At 70.4% G+C, this 13,701-nt stretch carries 11 protein-coding genes and 1 pseudogene; 4 read left to right on the top strand and 8 right to left on the bottom strand.

The features are described 5' to 3' along the window. Window positions 1-28: 28 nt before the first annotated feature. The 4 genes from AB0472_RS43710 to AB0472_RS43725 all read right to left on the bottom strand — a co-directional run bounded on the left by AB0472_RS43710 (window position 29) and on the right by AB0472_RS43725 (window position 2,855). The gene (locus AB0472_RS43710; RefSeq protein ID WP_366365044.1) at window positions 29-613 is read right to left on the bottom strand and encodes a hypothetical protein; all 585 of its coding nucleotides are present in this window, start codon (window positions 611-613) and stop codon (window positions 29-31) included. Between the two features lie 342 nt (window positions 614-955). Then, complete coding sequence (locus AB0472_RS43715; RefSeq protein WP_366365046.1) at window positions 956-1,297, bottom strand: peptidase inhibitor family I36 protein; 342 nt, start codon at window positions 1,295-1,297, stop codon at window positions 956-958. Window positions 1,298-1,557: 260 nt separating this feature from the next. Further along, window positions 1,558-2,445 (bottom strand): hypothetical protein, encoded by an 888-nt coding sequence (locus AB0472_RS43720; RefSeq protein WP_366365047.1) that lies wholly within the window; start codon window positions 2,443-2,445, stop codon window positions 1,558-1,560. Continuing rightward, entirely contained in the window at window positions 2,442-2,855 is a 414-nt protein-coding gene (locus AB0472_RS43725) for a peptidase inhibitor family I36 protein (protein ID WP_366365049.1), read from the bottom strand. Before AB0472_RS43725 ends, AB0472_RS43720 begins: the two co-directional genes overlap by 4 nt. A 274-nt stretch (window positions 2,856-3,129) precedes the next feature. Here AB0472_RS43725 and AB0472_RS43730 point away from each other — a divergent pair, with 274 nt between their 5' ends. Next, the gene (locus AB0472_RS43730; RefSeq protein WP_366365051.1) at window positions 3,130-6,984 is read left to right on the top strand and encodes a hypothetical protein; all 3,855 of its coding nucleotides are present in this window, start codon (window positions 3,130-3,132) and stop codon (window positions 6,982-6,984) included. A gap of 17 nt (window positions 6,985-7,001) precedes the next feature. On the opposite strand, the gene AB0472_RS43735 is transcribed toward AB0472_RS43730, so the two are convergent. From AB0472_RS43735 to AB0472_RS43750, 4 genes are all read right to left on the bottom strand, one after another. Next, the gene (locus AB0472_RS43735) at window positions 7,002-7,823 is read right to left on the bottom strand and encodes a carbohydrate ABC transporter permease (RefSeq protein ID WP_366365052.1); all 822 of its coding nucleotides are present in this window, start codon (window positions 7,821-7,823) and stop codon (window positions 7,002-7,004) included. Then, on the bottom strand, window positions 7,820-8,767 hold the full coding sequence (locus tag AB0472_RS43740; RefSeq protein WP_366365054.1) for a sugar ABC transporter permease: 948 nt from the start codon (window positions 8,765-8,767) through the stop codon (window positions 7,820-7,822). Before AB0472_RS43740 ends, AB0472_RS43735 begins: the two co-directional genes overlap by 4 nt. Before the next feature lie 13 nt (window positions 8,768-8,780). Continuing rightward, complete coding sequence (locus AB0472_RS43745; protein WP_366365056.1) at window positions 8,781-10,169, bottom strand: extracellular solute-binding protein; 1,389 nt, start codon at window positions 10,167-10,169, stop codon at window positions 8,781-8,783. Window positions 10,170-10,365: 196 nt separating this feature from the next. Beyond that, window positions 10,366-11,313 carry a PfkB family carbohydrate kinase gene (locus AB0472_RS43750; RefSeq protein ID WP_366365058.1) on the bottom strand — a complete coding sequence of 316 codons (948 nt, stop codon included), beginning with the start codon at window positions 11,311-11,313 and terminating at the stop codon, window positions 10,366-10,368. A 142-nt stretch (window positions 11,314-11,455) separates the two neighbouring features. Between AB0472_RS43750 and AB0472_RS43755 the strand changes: the two genes are divergently transcribed. The 3 genes and pseudogenes from AB0472_RS43755 to AB0472_RS43765 all read left to right on the top strand — a co-directional run. Continuing rightward, the gene (locus AB0472_RS43755) at window positions 11,456-12,241 is read left to right on the top strand and encodes a DeoR/GlpR family DNA-binding transcription regulator (RefSeq protein ID WP_366365059.1); all 786 of its coding nucleotides are present in this window, start codon (window positions 11,456-11,458) and stop codon (window positions 12,239-12,241) included. Continuing rightward, complete coding sequence (locus AB0472_RS43760; protein WP_366365061.1) at window positions 12,238-13,608, top strand: 6-phospho-beta-glucosidase; 1,371 nt, start codon at window positions 12,238-12,240, stop codon at window positions 13,606-13,608. Before AB0472_RS43755 ends, AB0472_RS43760 begins: the two co-directional genes overlap by 4 nt. Window position 13,609: 1 nt before the next feature. Beyond that, a pseudogene (locus AB0472_RS43765) lies at window positions 13,610-13,701 on the top strand (glucosamine-6-phosphate deaminase); the annotation flags it as partial.

Consider the following 13,701-nt stretch of genomic DNA (forward strand, 5'->3'; position numbering starts at 1 on the left):
CTCGACCGTGACCGGACCAAACGCTCAGTCAGAGCCGCCGCACGGCGCCACCCAGGATGCTCTCAATACGCTCTACCAGACGGGCGTTGAGCTGCGCACGCGCCGTTTTCGCCGAAGCAACAGCTTGGGCCAGCTCTGCACAGGCCTCCCGTCGTTCCTCGGCAGTCACCTGGGCATTCTGAAGGCGAAGGATCTCGGCGCGCACCTGACCCGTCCCCGCTGCGAGCAGTTCGAGGACGACACCGGGTGAATAGTCCCCGGACGCCGGTCCCAACCCGACCCACACACCGTCCACCGCAACGGCGTAGGCCGCCGCTGCAGCCTCACGTTCAAGCGCGGTGATGCTCTCGTCGAAGCGGTCGATGTCCACGTGACGGTCAGCCGTCAAATCCTGAACAGCACGTTCGAGAGTGTCCTGCCAAGCACGCCCCGTGGTACGGATCTCAATGATCCGCTCAACCTCCTCGCCGACCCGTCTGCGCGCTTCAGCCTTCATCTCGTTCCTGGAGGAGCCCCTCTGCACAAGAACCGGGGCGATCACTGCCGCCGCCGCGCCGATCAGTGCGCCCCCGACAGCCCCCACCGCACCGTAGATTGCGTTCGCATCCGCCATGCCCACACTGTGCCAGGACGGGCGGACTGGACCACACCGCGCGGTGGAACACCCGCAGACAAAGGAGTCGCCCTGTTCGGGATGGAGCATCTCACGGACGCAGCGTCGCAGTCCCGTCTCGTTCGACCCGCCAACGGCGACCATCCAAGGGGGCTGGTGTTGCGCACTTCAATCGTTGCGCGGAGATTGTCCCCCGCGGAGCTTCGCCGGGCGCAGGCTGGCACGGGTCGTCGAGCTCCGCGGGGAGAACGCTGGACGGTCAGCGCGTCGAGGTGGTGACGCCCGCCCCGGACGGGGCCCCGGAACCCTTGTCCGAGGCCTTCCAGTTCCCCTGGCGTCGGGTCAGCACTTCCACTGGGACGAATGGGGGCTGTAGTTGTTCGCGAGGCGGACGAACTTGCCCTTCGGGACGCAGGCGCCAATGGGGCTGACGTAGCCGGTCTCCCGGTACATCGTCACCCCGCGTCCCGAGGTGCCGTTGTTGTAGACGGCGTACGTGAACTTTCCGTCCGCCACCCAGGAGCAGTCGAACCAGGAGGGAGCGTCGTCCTTCCACTTGCACATCTGCGAGTAGGAATTGTCCTGAACGTGCCAGGCGCAGAAGTACTGGCTGGGGCACTCGGTTGTGTCGATGGGGAAGGCGGCCGGCGCTGCCGACGCCGGAGCTACGGTCGAGGCGGTCATTGCCCCGACGGCGACGGCTGCCGTTGCGGCAAACCGTGCGAGGCGCGAGCGGATCAGCATCTCTCTCCTTCGGTGGGATTGGTTGGTACCTCGGGCGGGGACCTGCTGCGGAAGTCTCCCGACGGGTTCTTGGCCGGAATGCCCCCGTGATCAGGCAGGGCTGCTTCGGGGGTTCGTCATCCGAGGTCGTGCAGGGGGTGGCTGGTGCACCGGGCACGGTCCGGCACGTGCGTGGGTGTGCCGTACCTCGGGCCCGTGCCTCAATTTGGCGACCGTAACGCTTTTCGCTTCAACGTCCGGTACCGCCGAAGGTCGTCTCGGGTCGCGTCGTTGAGCGTGGATCTCTCCGCGTCCCGTTGGGCTTCGTACACCGTCTCGTGAAGGCGTACCTTGCGCTCGCAGTCGTAGTCGTCGGACGCGATGCGCAACTCCTTGCGGCCCAGGCTGCGTAGTGCTCCGTCGCTGCCGTCGGTCGACTCCACGTCGCGGGCAAGCTCTTTTCGCGGTGCCTGCAGGTCGTCGTACACGTAGCCTGACTTCCGCATGCACGAGGACCATTCGGCCAGTGCGTCGATATACCGGCCGTCTCCTTCGACCTGGTCCATCACGGCCGCCTGCAAGCCCTCCAGTTCACTCTCAAGCCGGTTGAAGCCCGGCCCGTAGGCTGCTTCCCGGCCCTGGTACGCGCACCCGTCGGGCCGGTAGGTCAGGACCACCCCGGTCGACAGAGTGAACCTCTCCACGTGCGTGCCCTGAAGCGCCTTTGTCCAGCCGGTGGAGTGGTGCACGGCCGGTGGGGCAAGGTCGCGCGTCCCGCCGAGAATCTCGCCCACTACGCCGTAACCGTCCTGGCGTGCTTGGTCCTTGCGCAGCAGGCCGTACGGATTGGTGGTCACCGCGCGCTCGCTCACCGTCGTTCGCTCCGGCTCGTACCTGAATCCGCGGCGTGCCATGCAATCGGCGACGGCGGACTCCTCGTGCTCTCGCAGACGAGCGGTGTCCGCCACGGAGGTGACGAGGGCGGCGGACAGCGGTCGCGGGTCGAGCGGGACCTGCCCCTGGCCGCCGCTGCCCGGGAACGAACAGCCGGCCGTGAACGCTGCGGCGGTGACGACGATCTCCGCGAGCCGTGCGGGAGCTCGCCTCACACGCACCAGTTGTCCGAGTAGACGTGGTGGTACAGAGCCGTTCCCCATTCCGGGTTGTCGGCCACGTCGTTGAGCGAGTACATGCCGGTGCCGCGGGCCAACGTCCAGTAGTGGCCCGTGTAGTTGCGCTCGCTGTAGACCCGTACGTTGCACGAGGTACCGGCGTTCCACAGGGACTCGGCGCCACGGAACGGGGAGAAGCCGGTGAGGTCCGTGTTGTCCTGGTAGACCGCCCCGCGTGACCCGGTTTCGTAGGTCGAGGTGTAGGCACACAGTGCCCCGGAGGGGCAGTCCGCGGCTTCGGCGGTGGGAGCCACCGCCGACGTGGTCACGACGAGTGCTGCGGCGCCCAGGAAGGAGCCGACGGCGAGCCGCCTGGGTACCGGCTTCGCCCTCTGTGTGTTTCCCATGACGTCCTTCCGTCGGTCGTTCGCTGTGGGTCTCTGTGGCCGGCAGCCCGTCGTACGGGCCCTTGCCGCTGCGCACGTTGTCGAGCGCCCGGCGCTGCTCCCCCGGGCCCGGAGTCCGGTCGTCCGCCGGACCGGGGTGGGTCCGCCGAGCGGCGACCGCAGTCGGCTGCCGCCCTTGTTTCTACTGCTGTTCCGTTGTCCGGAATCGGGGGTTGGACGGCGGACAACAACCTCCGGACAATGAGCCGGATCTGTTGATCTCGGGGAGGTACGGGTGCCACGAGCCGAGCGTCCGCTGGCGGACGACGATGGCGTGCTGACCGCCTTTGCGGCCGGCCTGCGGGGATTACGGGCCGAGGCGGGAAGTCCGCCCTACCGTGAGTTGGCCCGTCGGGCGCACTACTCGTCCTCGACCCTCGCGGACGCCGCCGCGGGGCGCAGACTGCCGAGCCTGGCCGTCACCCTCGGATACGTGCGGGCCTGTGACGGTGATCCGGCCGAGTGGGAGAGACGTTGGCGTTCGACCGCCGCGGAACTGGCGGCCGCGGCACCTGCCGGGGCGTCGCCCGATTCCCCCGACGACGAACGCCGGAGCCCCTACGCGGGGCTCGCGGCGTTTCAGCCCCAGGACGCCGAACGGTTCTTCGGACGCGAACGCCTGACCGACGACCTGGTCAGCCGCGTCCGCGACCATCGCTTCCTCGCGGTGTTCGGCGCCTCCGGCTCGGGCAAGTCGTCCCTGTTGCGGGCCGGTCTGCTGCCCAGGGCCGACGCCGTCACGGCGGGGAAGGGCGAGGGGCACACGGTACTGCTCGTCCCGGGCCCCCACCCGCTGGAGGAGTGCGCCGCACGACTGGCCGCGTTGAGCGGCGGATCAGCCACCGCCCTGTCCGAGGAGCTGCGGGCAAAGCCCCGCGCCCTGCACATGACCGTTCTGCAGATCCTCGCCGACCGGCCCGAGGACAGCGAACTCCTCCTGATCGTGGACCAGTTCGAGGAGGTCTTCACTCTCTGCAGCAGCACCCGGGAACGGGCCGCATTCATCGAGGCACTGACCACCGCAGCCCAGGCCGCCAACAGCCGCACCCGCGTCGTGATCGGCGTCCGGGCCGACTTCTACGCCCGCTGCTGCGAACACCCGGAGCTTGTGGAGGCTCTGCGCGACGCCCAGTTGCTTGTCGGCCCGATGTCCACCGACGAACTGCGCCGGGCCATCAGCCAACCCGCCGTACAGGCCGATTGCACGGTCGAGACCCCGCTGCTGGCCCGCGTCGTCGCCGATGCCACCGGCCAGCCCAACGCCCTGCCGCTGGTCTCGCACGCCTTGCGCGAGACCTGGCGGCGCCGGCGCGGCAACACCCTCACGCTGGCCGGTTACGAAGCCGTCGGCGGTATCCGACATGCACTCGCGCAGTCAGCCGAGACCGTCTTCGCCGGCCTGACGCCCTCGCAACAGCACCTGGCCCGTGCCGTGTTCCTGCGGCTCGTCGTGCTCGGCGAGGGGGCCGACGACACCAAACGACGCGTCGCGCGCGCCGAACTGGACGCCCTCGCCCGTCCCGGCTCCCAGGCCGTTCTCGACGCGCTGGCGCGGGCCCGCCTCGTCACGTTGGACACCGACACCGTCGAGATCACCCACGAGGCACTGCTCCAGGCGTGGCCGCGGCTGGCCGGCTGGCTGAACGAGGACCGGGCAGGTCTGCTCATCCATCAGCGGTTGACGGAAGCCGCAACCACCTGGGAACGCTCGCACAAGGATCCGGGCCTGCTCTTCCGCGGCGGTCAACTGGCCACGGCCGGCGAATGGGCCGAGCGTCACCGCGGCGACCTCCTCCTCGGCGAGCGGGTCCAGGACTTCCTGACGGCGTCCTTCCGGCAGCGACGCCGGGCCGCCCGCCTGCGCCGTGCGGCGGTCGCCGTACTGGCCGTCCTGGCGGTACTGGCCTCGACGGCCGCCGTCGTCGCGTTCCAGCAGCGCGGCGCCGCACGGGCGGAGCGTGACGTCGCCATATCCCGCGAGATCACGGCCCGCTCCGAGCAGGTGGAGAGCAACGACACCTCGCTGGCCGCGCGTCTCAGCCTGGCCGCCTACCGGCTGCGGCCCTCGCCCGAGCTCTACACCAGGCTCCTCAGCACCGAGAACACGCCCCTCGCGACCACGTTGAGCGGCCACACCGGCACCGTTTTCGCGGTGGCCTACAGCCCTGACGGGCGCACCCTTGCCACCGCGGGCGCCGACGGCACCGTGCGCCTGTGGGACGTCGGCGACTCCGCCCGCCCCAGGGCACTCGGCAAACCCCTCAGGGACCGCATCGGCTGGGTGTACTGGCTGGCCTTCAGCCCCGACGGCCGCACCCTGGCGGCCGCGGGCCGTGACCGGGCGGTACGGCTGTGGAACGTCACCGATCCGGCGCGTCCCGCGATGTGGGGCCCGCCCCTGCGGGGGCACACCAGTTACGTGTTCTCCGTGTCGTTCAGCGCCGACGGCCGGACCCTCGCCACCGCGAGCTACGACCACACGCTGCGGCTGTGGAACGTGTCCGACCCCGCGCGCGCCACGCCCATCGGTCACGCGCTGACCGGCCATGTGGGGGCGGTCGCCTCGGCGTCGTTCAGCCCCCGAGGGCGTGTGCTCGCCAGCGCGGGCCACGACCACACCATCCACCTCTGGGACATCGCGGACCCGGCCGAGCCCAGGCCCCTCGGCTCTCCGCTGAAGGGCCACAGGGACACGGTCTACGCGGTCGCCTTCAGCCCCGACGGACGCACGCTCGCCAGTGTCAGCAATGACCACACCGTGCGCCTGTGGGACGTGTCCCGCCCCACGCACGCAGCTCCTCTGGGCCCCGCGCTGACCGGCCACACCGACTCCGTGTACGCCGTGGCGTACAGCCCCGACGGACGGACCCTCGCCACCGCCGGAGCCGACCACACCGTTCGACTGTGGAACGTCACCGACCCCCGGCATCCGTCGGCTCTCGGCGATCCGCTGACCGGTCACACCGACTACGTCTACTGGCTGGCCTTCAGCCCGGACGGCCGTACGCTCGCCAGTGCCTCCCGTGATCACACGGTACGGCTGTGGCATCTTCCCGCTACTCGTCTGGCCACCCCAGGTCCGCTCGACGCCGTCGCCTTCAGCCCCAGTGGTCGTCTTCTGGCCACCGGGGGCAGCGACCAGACCACGAAGCTCTGGGACGTCACCGATCCGGCGCGTCCCCGAGCACTTGCTGCGCCGGCGGACACCAAGGGCACCGTCTCCAGCGTGGCGTTCAGCCCGAACGGCCGCGTGCTGGCCACGTCCGGAGCCGACGGCACCCTGCGCCTGTGGGACGTCGCCGACCCCGGACGGGCCAGGCGCCTGCGGACGCTGGAGGGCCACAAGGGCCCGGTCGCGCGCGTGGTGTTCAGCCCGAACGGCCGCGTGCTGGCCAGCGCGGGCGCCGACCACACCGTACGGCTGTGGAACGTCACCGATCCGGGGCGTGCTCGTGCCCTGGGTGTCCTGCTGGGCCACACCGACAGCGTCGAGGCGCTGGCGTTCAGCCCGGACGGACACGTTCTGGCCAGCGCGGGCTCCGATGACACGCTGCGTCTGTGGAACACGTCGGATCCGGCCCGGCCCCGGCTGTTCCGGCCCGCCGTACCGACCGACAGCGGCGGCATTCGCGCCGCGGCCTTCAGCCCCGACGGGCACACCCTCGCCACCGCGAGCGCCGACCACACCGTACGGCTGTGGGACGTCACCGACCCCGCGCACTTCGCACGGGTGGGCCAGCCGCTCACCGGTCATTCCAGCTTCGTCGACTCCCTCGCCTTCAGTCCGGACGGGGATGTCCTGGCCACCGGCGGCGACGACCGGACCGTGCGCCTGTGGGACGTGTCCCGTCCGGAGCATGCCACCGCCATCGGCTCGGCCCTGACCGGTCACGGCGGCCCCGTCAACGACGCGGCCTTCAGCCCGGACGGACGTGTGCTGGCAACCGTCGCCGACGACCGCACCCTGCAGCTGACGCGCGTCGGCGTCGGGGTGGCCGTCCAACGGGTCTGCGTCACCACCCACGGCGCCCTGACACCGCGGCAGTGGCAGCAGTACCTGCCCGACCTGCCGTACCGGTCCCTGTGCTGATGAGGTGCGGCCCGCTGTCACGCCTTGACGGCGCCCGACAGCATGCCGGAGATGAAGTGCCGTTGCAGGAAGAGATAGAGCGCGACGACCGGCAGGGCGACGATGATCGAGGCGGCCGCCAGGAGGGAGTACTGGGTGGTGTGCTCGCTCTGGAAGAAGGCCAGGCCCAGGGGTGCGGTGCGCTTGTTCTCGTCGGTGATCATGACCAGCGGGAGCAGGAACTCGTTCCAGGTCCACATGAAGACCAGCATGGCCATGGTCAGCAGGGCGGGGCGGCTGGTGGGGACGAGGATCCGCCAGAGGAGCCGCCAGTCCGTCGCGCCGTCGAGCCGTGCCGCCTCGACGACGCTGACCGGTACCGAGCGGAAGAAGTTGCGCATCCAGAAGACGCCGAAGGCCAGGGACTGGGCGGTCTGCGGCAGGATCAGCGCCCAGTAGGAGTCCGCGAGCCCGGCGTCACGCAGATTGAAGTAGAGCGGGATGACGAACGCCTCGGGCGGCACCATCAGACCGATCAGGGTGATGTAGAAGAGCAGGGACCGGCCGGGGTAGTCGAAGTGTGCGAAGGAGAACCCGGCGAGGATCGCCAGGACGGCGGTGAGCACGACGACGGACACCGCCACGACGAGGCTGGAGCCCAGATACGTGGCGAAGTGGCCCTGATGCCAGGCGGTGGCGAAGTTGCCGAGGTCGAGGTGGTGCGGCCAGGTGAAGGAGGCGGACGCCTGGGCGGCGGGGGTCAGCGCGGACGCCACCACGCCGATCAGCGGGATCAGGGCGAGCGCGGCGAAGACGGTCAGGACGACGTAGTTGAGCGCGCGTTCGCGTGCGGAGATCATGAGCCGTCCTCCTCGGGCTGGAGCTTGGTGATCAGGAAGGTGATGAGCAGGATCGCCGCGGTCAGCACGACGGCGATCGCGCAGGCCGAGCCGACCTGGCCGGTGCCGAAGGCCCGGTTGTAGACCTCGAACGCGGGCAGGCTGGTCGCGTTGCCGGGGCCGCCGTGGGTCGCCACGTACACCAGGTCGAAGGTCTTCAGCGCGGCGATCACGGTGAGGGTGAGCGCCACGGTGATCTGCCCGCGCAGGCCGGGGAGCGTGACGGCGAAGAACTCCCGTACGAGGCCCGCTCCGTCGAGCTTGGCCGCCTCGTACAGCTCTCCGGGGATCTGGCCGATGCCGGCGATGAACAGCACCAGGCACAGGCCGATCTCCAGCCAGGTGCCGATGAGTCCGACGGACGGCAGGGCGGTGGCGAAGTCACCGAGCCAGGGGCGGGCGACGGCGTCCAGGCCGATCGCGCGCAGGGCGGTGTTGAGGACGCCGTCGGGGGCGTAGATCGCCGTCCAGGCGGTCGCGGTGACGACCATGGCGACGACCTGCGGCAGGAAGATCAGCGCGCGGAAGACGGAGACCCCGTGCAGCCGGGAGGCGCGGGTGGTGATCGCGGCCAGCATCAGGGCGAGCGTGATCGGAAGGACCGAGAAGAAGAGGATCAGCACCAGGGAGTGCAGGAAGCCGGCGCGCAGCTGCGGGTCGCGGGCGATCTCGGTGTAGTTGTCGAGGCCGGCCCAGGTCGAGGCGGACAGTCCGTCCCAGTGGAACAGGGATATCTGGACCAGCTGGCCGAGCGGGATCAGGAGGAAGACCGTGAGGACGGCCAGGGCGGGGAGGGCGTAGAGGTAGCCCTTCCACTGGATCCGGCCGCGGCGCCGGGCCGGGCGCCCGCTGGGGGCGTCGGTCCGGCGCCGGCGTACCGTCGGGCGGTGTGCGGTGACAGCCATGAGGGGTACGGCCTTAGCTGCTCTGCTGGAACGCGGCGTAGTCGGACTGGAGTTGGGCCCCGAAGGCCTGGGGCGAGAGTTGTCCGGCCGTCAGCTCCTGGACGGCGGCGGTGAGGGTGTCGTAGAAGGTCGAGGTGGTGTAGTCGAGGTAGGGCAGCAGGCCGTCCTTCTCGCTGACCGCCTTCCACTGGTCGAGGATGTCGGCGTCGACGGTGCCCGCGGCGGGCTGGTAGTCGGCCTGTGGGAGGGCGGGCAGGTTGCCGTGGGCGGCGAGGACCTTCATGCCGTTGCTGTTGACGAGGAAGTCGATGTACGCGGCGGCCACGTCCGGGTGCTTGGACTTGGAGGTCATCGCCCAGGCGAGGCCCTCGCCGCCCTGGGTGAGCGCGGGCTGCCCGTCGGCGGGGCTGAGCGCGGTGAAGCCGACGTTCGTCTTCATCTTGGGTTCGAGTACGGCGGCCTGCCAGGTGCCGTCGACGAGGAAGAGCGACTTGCCTGCGGCGAAGTCGGCGACCGCCTGGTCCTTGCTCTCACCGTTGAAGCCGGAGCCGAGGTAGCCCTTGTCGGCCCAACCGCGCAAGGTGGTGGCCGCCTTCAGGCTCCCGGCGTCGGTCCACTTGGCGCCGCCCTCGTTGAACACCAGCTTGCGGACCTCCGCCTTGCCCGCGGTGGCCGCCTGCACGACGCCGAAGATGTGGATGCCGGGACTTTTGTCCGCGTCACCGTAGGAAATGGGCTGCAGTCCGGACGACTTGGCCTTCGCGAGGGCGGTCTCGAAGCCGGCGAGGGTGGTGGGGACGGTCAGGCCGAGGGACTTGAGCTTGGCCTTGTCGTAGTAGATGCCGACGATCTCGCCGGTCTGCGAGACGCCGTAGAGGTTGCCGGTCTTCCAGGTCCTGCCGTCGGAGCTGAAGCGGTTGAGGTCGAGCAGCTGCGACGGGAAGGCGGTGTTCCAGCCGTAGACCTTGGCGTAGCGGTCCTCGGGCTGGAGGAGGCCGGCTTTCACGAAGGCGCCCATGTCGGGGTAGCCCTGGTTGGCCTGGACGACGTCCGGGGGGTTCGGGGAGGACAGGGCGAGCTTCAGGGTCGTCTTGAGGTCGGAGAAGGACCGGGAGACCCGCTTGATCGTGACGTTCGGGTACTTCTTCATGAACGCCTTGTTGAGTGCTTCGGTGGAGGCGTCGGTACCCGGGTCGGTGTTCTGGTCCCACTCGGTGAGAGTGACCTTGCCCGTCTTGGCGACGTCCGTGGACACGGGGCCCGCGGTGCTGTCCGCGGCACCGGCGGACGAGTCGCCGCTGGGGCCGGGTGAGCAGGCCGCGACGGCCGTCAGCAGGCCGGTGGCGAGGGCGGTCGCGACGGCGACGCGCCGGGCGGAACTGCCTCGGGTTCTCTCGGTCATGGAGTGGTCCTCCTGGTGCTGGTGGAGCTGTGGGCAGTGCGGTGTTCCCGGAGGGGTGGGGGCCCTGCGGCTGTTCCCGGCGGGGCGGGACAACACGGCCGACGGGGACGGCCGGTGGGGCTTCCGGGGGGAGAGATCCGGCGCGCGGCCGGTTGGCCGGAGTGGCCGAGTCGCCTGGGGGCGGGTCCGGTGAACGTCAGTGCAGGACCGCCCGCATCCGCTCGACGTCCTCGTCGGGGATGCCGGAGATCTCGGTGAGGAAGTCGTCGACGGCCGCCCGGTTCGGCGCGCTGCCCGCGCCGCCCAGGCTCCGCACCGACAGGGCGGCGCACAGGCCGGCGAAGCGGAGGCGGGTGGGCAGGGGCCAGCCGTGGCTCAGGCCGTTGATGAGGGCGGCGGTGAAGACGTCACCGGCGCCGGTGGGGTCGACCGCGGACACCCGGGGTGCGGGGATCCGCACGAGTTCGCCGGTGTCGCCGGCCACGGCGAGCGCGCCGCGCGGGCCGTCCGTCACCACGACGTCGGCCACCAGGCCGTCCAGGACCTTCACGGCCTCCTCGACCGTGTCGGTGCGGGTGTAGCTGGTGGCCTCGACGGCGTTGCAGACGAAGACGTCGACCTCGTCGAGGCGGGCGAGCACCTCGGGGGACCAGCGGCCGGTGGGGTCCCAGCCGACGCCGCCGACGACCCGGGTGCCGCGGGCGCGCAGCCGGGCGACCCAGTCGGGCAGCGGCCTGCCGATGGTGAGCTGGACGAAGCGGGTGCCGGGCAGCTCACCGTCCCACACCTGCGGGCGCAGGGCGCCCTCCTCCTCGTAGGTGATGAAGGTGCGGTCGTGTTCGTTGGTCGCGGCGACCGTGACCGGCGTCTGTACGGCCGGGTCCTGGCGCAGCCAGGCGAGGTCCAGGTTCTCCTCGCGGGCGAGTTCGGTCGCGATGTGGGCGCCGAGGAAGTCGGTGCCGATCACCGCGCACAGGCCGGTTCGCAGCCCGAGCCGGGCGGCGGCCACGCTCCGGGTGGCGGTGCCGCCGGGGACGACGGCGAACCGGTCCGCGTACACCTCACCGCCCTGGGTGGGAAGGTGCGGGATGCCGGCGAACACGAGGTCACAGAAGACTTCGCCGGCGAAGAGCACATCGAGCACGGGTACCGCCTCCGTCTGGTGCCGCCACATGAAGTGCTCAACTATGAGCACCGCTTGGGCAAGATGACAAGAGTCGGTCAGTTACGAGAAAGTTTCCCCTCCCCGATGACTGAAGTCAGTCAGATGGTGCTACCTTCACTGCGTGACTTCACGCAATCGACACGCGAAGATCGTGGAATCCCTGCGCACGACGGGGGTGGCCTCGGTGCGCGAGCTCGCCGAGCGGCTCCAGGTCAGCGAGTCCACGATCCGTCGGGACCTGATCGAACTGGACCGCAACGGCGAGTTGGTGCGCACCTACGGGGGCGCCGCCCTCTCCCCGCGCGGCGCGGTGGACACGACCGAGCGGGGGCCCGTGGACGAGATCCCCTTCGACGTCGTCGCCACCGTCGACCAGGCCCTGAAGGAGGCGATCGCGGAGGAGGCCGTGAAGCTCGTCGAGGACGACAGCGTGGTCGTTCTGGACATCGGAACCACACCCGCGGCGATCGCCCGGCGGCTGCGTGGCCGCCCGGTCACGGTCATCACCAGCAGCCTGGCCGTGCTCGACGAACTCCGTCACGACGAGGCCGTCCGCCTGGTGATGCTGGGCGGTGTGCTGCGCCGCAACTACCAGTCCCTGGTCGGTTCCCTGACCGAGCAGGCACTGCGCCAGGTCAGCGCCGACCTGCTCTTCCTCAGCTGCACCGGGGTCCGTCCGAGCGGTCACGTGGTCGACAACATGGCGGTCGAGGCGCCCCTGAAGCAGGCCATGATCGAGACGGCCGGCAAGGTCGTCCTGGTCGCCGCGGAGACCAAGTTCCCCGGCACCGGCTCGCTGCGGGTGTGCCCGCTGTCGGACATCGACGTCCTGATCACCACCGGCGGTGCCGACCCCGACACTCTCCAGCTCTGCCGCGAGGCGGGTGGAAAGGTGATACTCGCATGAAGTTGACGGTCCTCGGCGGCGGTGGATTCCGCGTGCCGTACGTCTACCAGGCCCTGCTGCACGACCAGGGCGCCCCTCGTATCGACGACGTCTGGCTGTACGACACCGATCCCGCCCGTCTCAAGGCCATGGCCGAGGTGCTCGCCCGGTTCGCCGACGGCCGCCCCGACGCCCCCAGGGTGACGGTCAGCACCTCGCTCGACGACTCCCTGGAGGGCAGCGACTTCGTGTTCGCGGCGATCCGGGTGGGCGGCCTCCCGGGCCGGATGTGCGACGAGCGGGTCGCCCTGGACCTCGACGTCCTGGGGCAGGAGACCACCGGCCCCGGCGGGCTCGCCTACGGCCTGCGCACGATCCCCGTGATGCTCGACATCGCGCACCGCGTGCGCAGGCTCGCACCCGACGCGTACGTCATCAATTTCACCAACCCGGCCGGCATGATCACCGAGGCGATGCAGAGTGTCCTCGGCGACCGCGTCCTCGGCATCTGCGACACCCCCTCGGGCCTCGGCCGCCGGATCGCGACGACGCTCGGACTCGACCCGTCCCGGGCCCAGTTCGACTACGTCGGCCTCAACCACCTGGGCTGGATGCGCCGGGTCCTGCACGAGGGCGAGGACGTCCTGCCCCGCCTGCTCGCCGACGACGAGCGCCTCGGCGGCCTGGAGGAGGGAGTCGTCTTCGGCAAGGAGTGGTTGCGCGACCTCGGCCTGATCCCCAACGAGTACCTGTACTACTACTACTTCAACCGGGAAGCCGTACGCTCCATCCTCGACGCCCCGCAGACCCGCGGCGAGTTCCTCGCCCGGCAGCAGCGGGAGTTCTACGCGCGGGTGACCGAGGCGGCCGGGGGGTCGGCGGTGCAGTTGTGGCGGGAGACCGTGGCCAACCGCAGCGCCAACTACATGGCCGAGGCCAAGGGAGCGGTCCAGGGTGAGGCCGAGGCCGACGCGGACTTCCGGCCCGATCCCGCCCACCAGGGTTACGCGGGTGTCGCCCTCGCCGTGATGGCAGCGGTCAGCCGCAACGAGCGCGCGACCATGATCCTCAACGTGCGCAACGGCACGACGGTGTCCGCGCTCCCCCAGGACGCGGTCGTCGAGGTCCCCGTCACCGTCGACGCCAACGGTGTCCACCCGCTCACCATCACCCAGCCCGACCTGCACCAGGCCGGCCTGATGCAGCAGGTCAAGGCGGTCGAACGGCTCACCATCAGCGCGGCCGTCACCGGCTCCCGCACCGATGCGCTCAAGGCGTTCTCGCTGCATCCCCTGGTCGACTCGGTCGGCGTCGGCCGTCAGCTCCTCGACGGCTACATCGACCGCATCCCCGAGGTGGCGGCCGTGTTCGCGGGTGGGCGGGGCTAGCGTGGAAGTTGTCATCGTTCCGGACGCCGCCGCGGGTGGCGAGCTGATCGCCGAGGCCATGGCTCAGCTGCTCCGGCGCAAGCCGGCCGCGCT

The sequence above is a fragment of the Streptomyces sp. NPDC086777 genome, assembly GCF_040702065.1.
GTDB lineage: Bacteria > Actinomycetota > Actinomycetes > Streptomycetales > Streptomycetaceae > Streptomyces.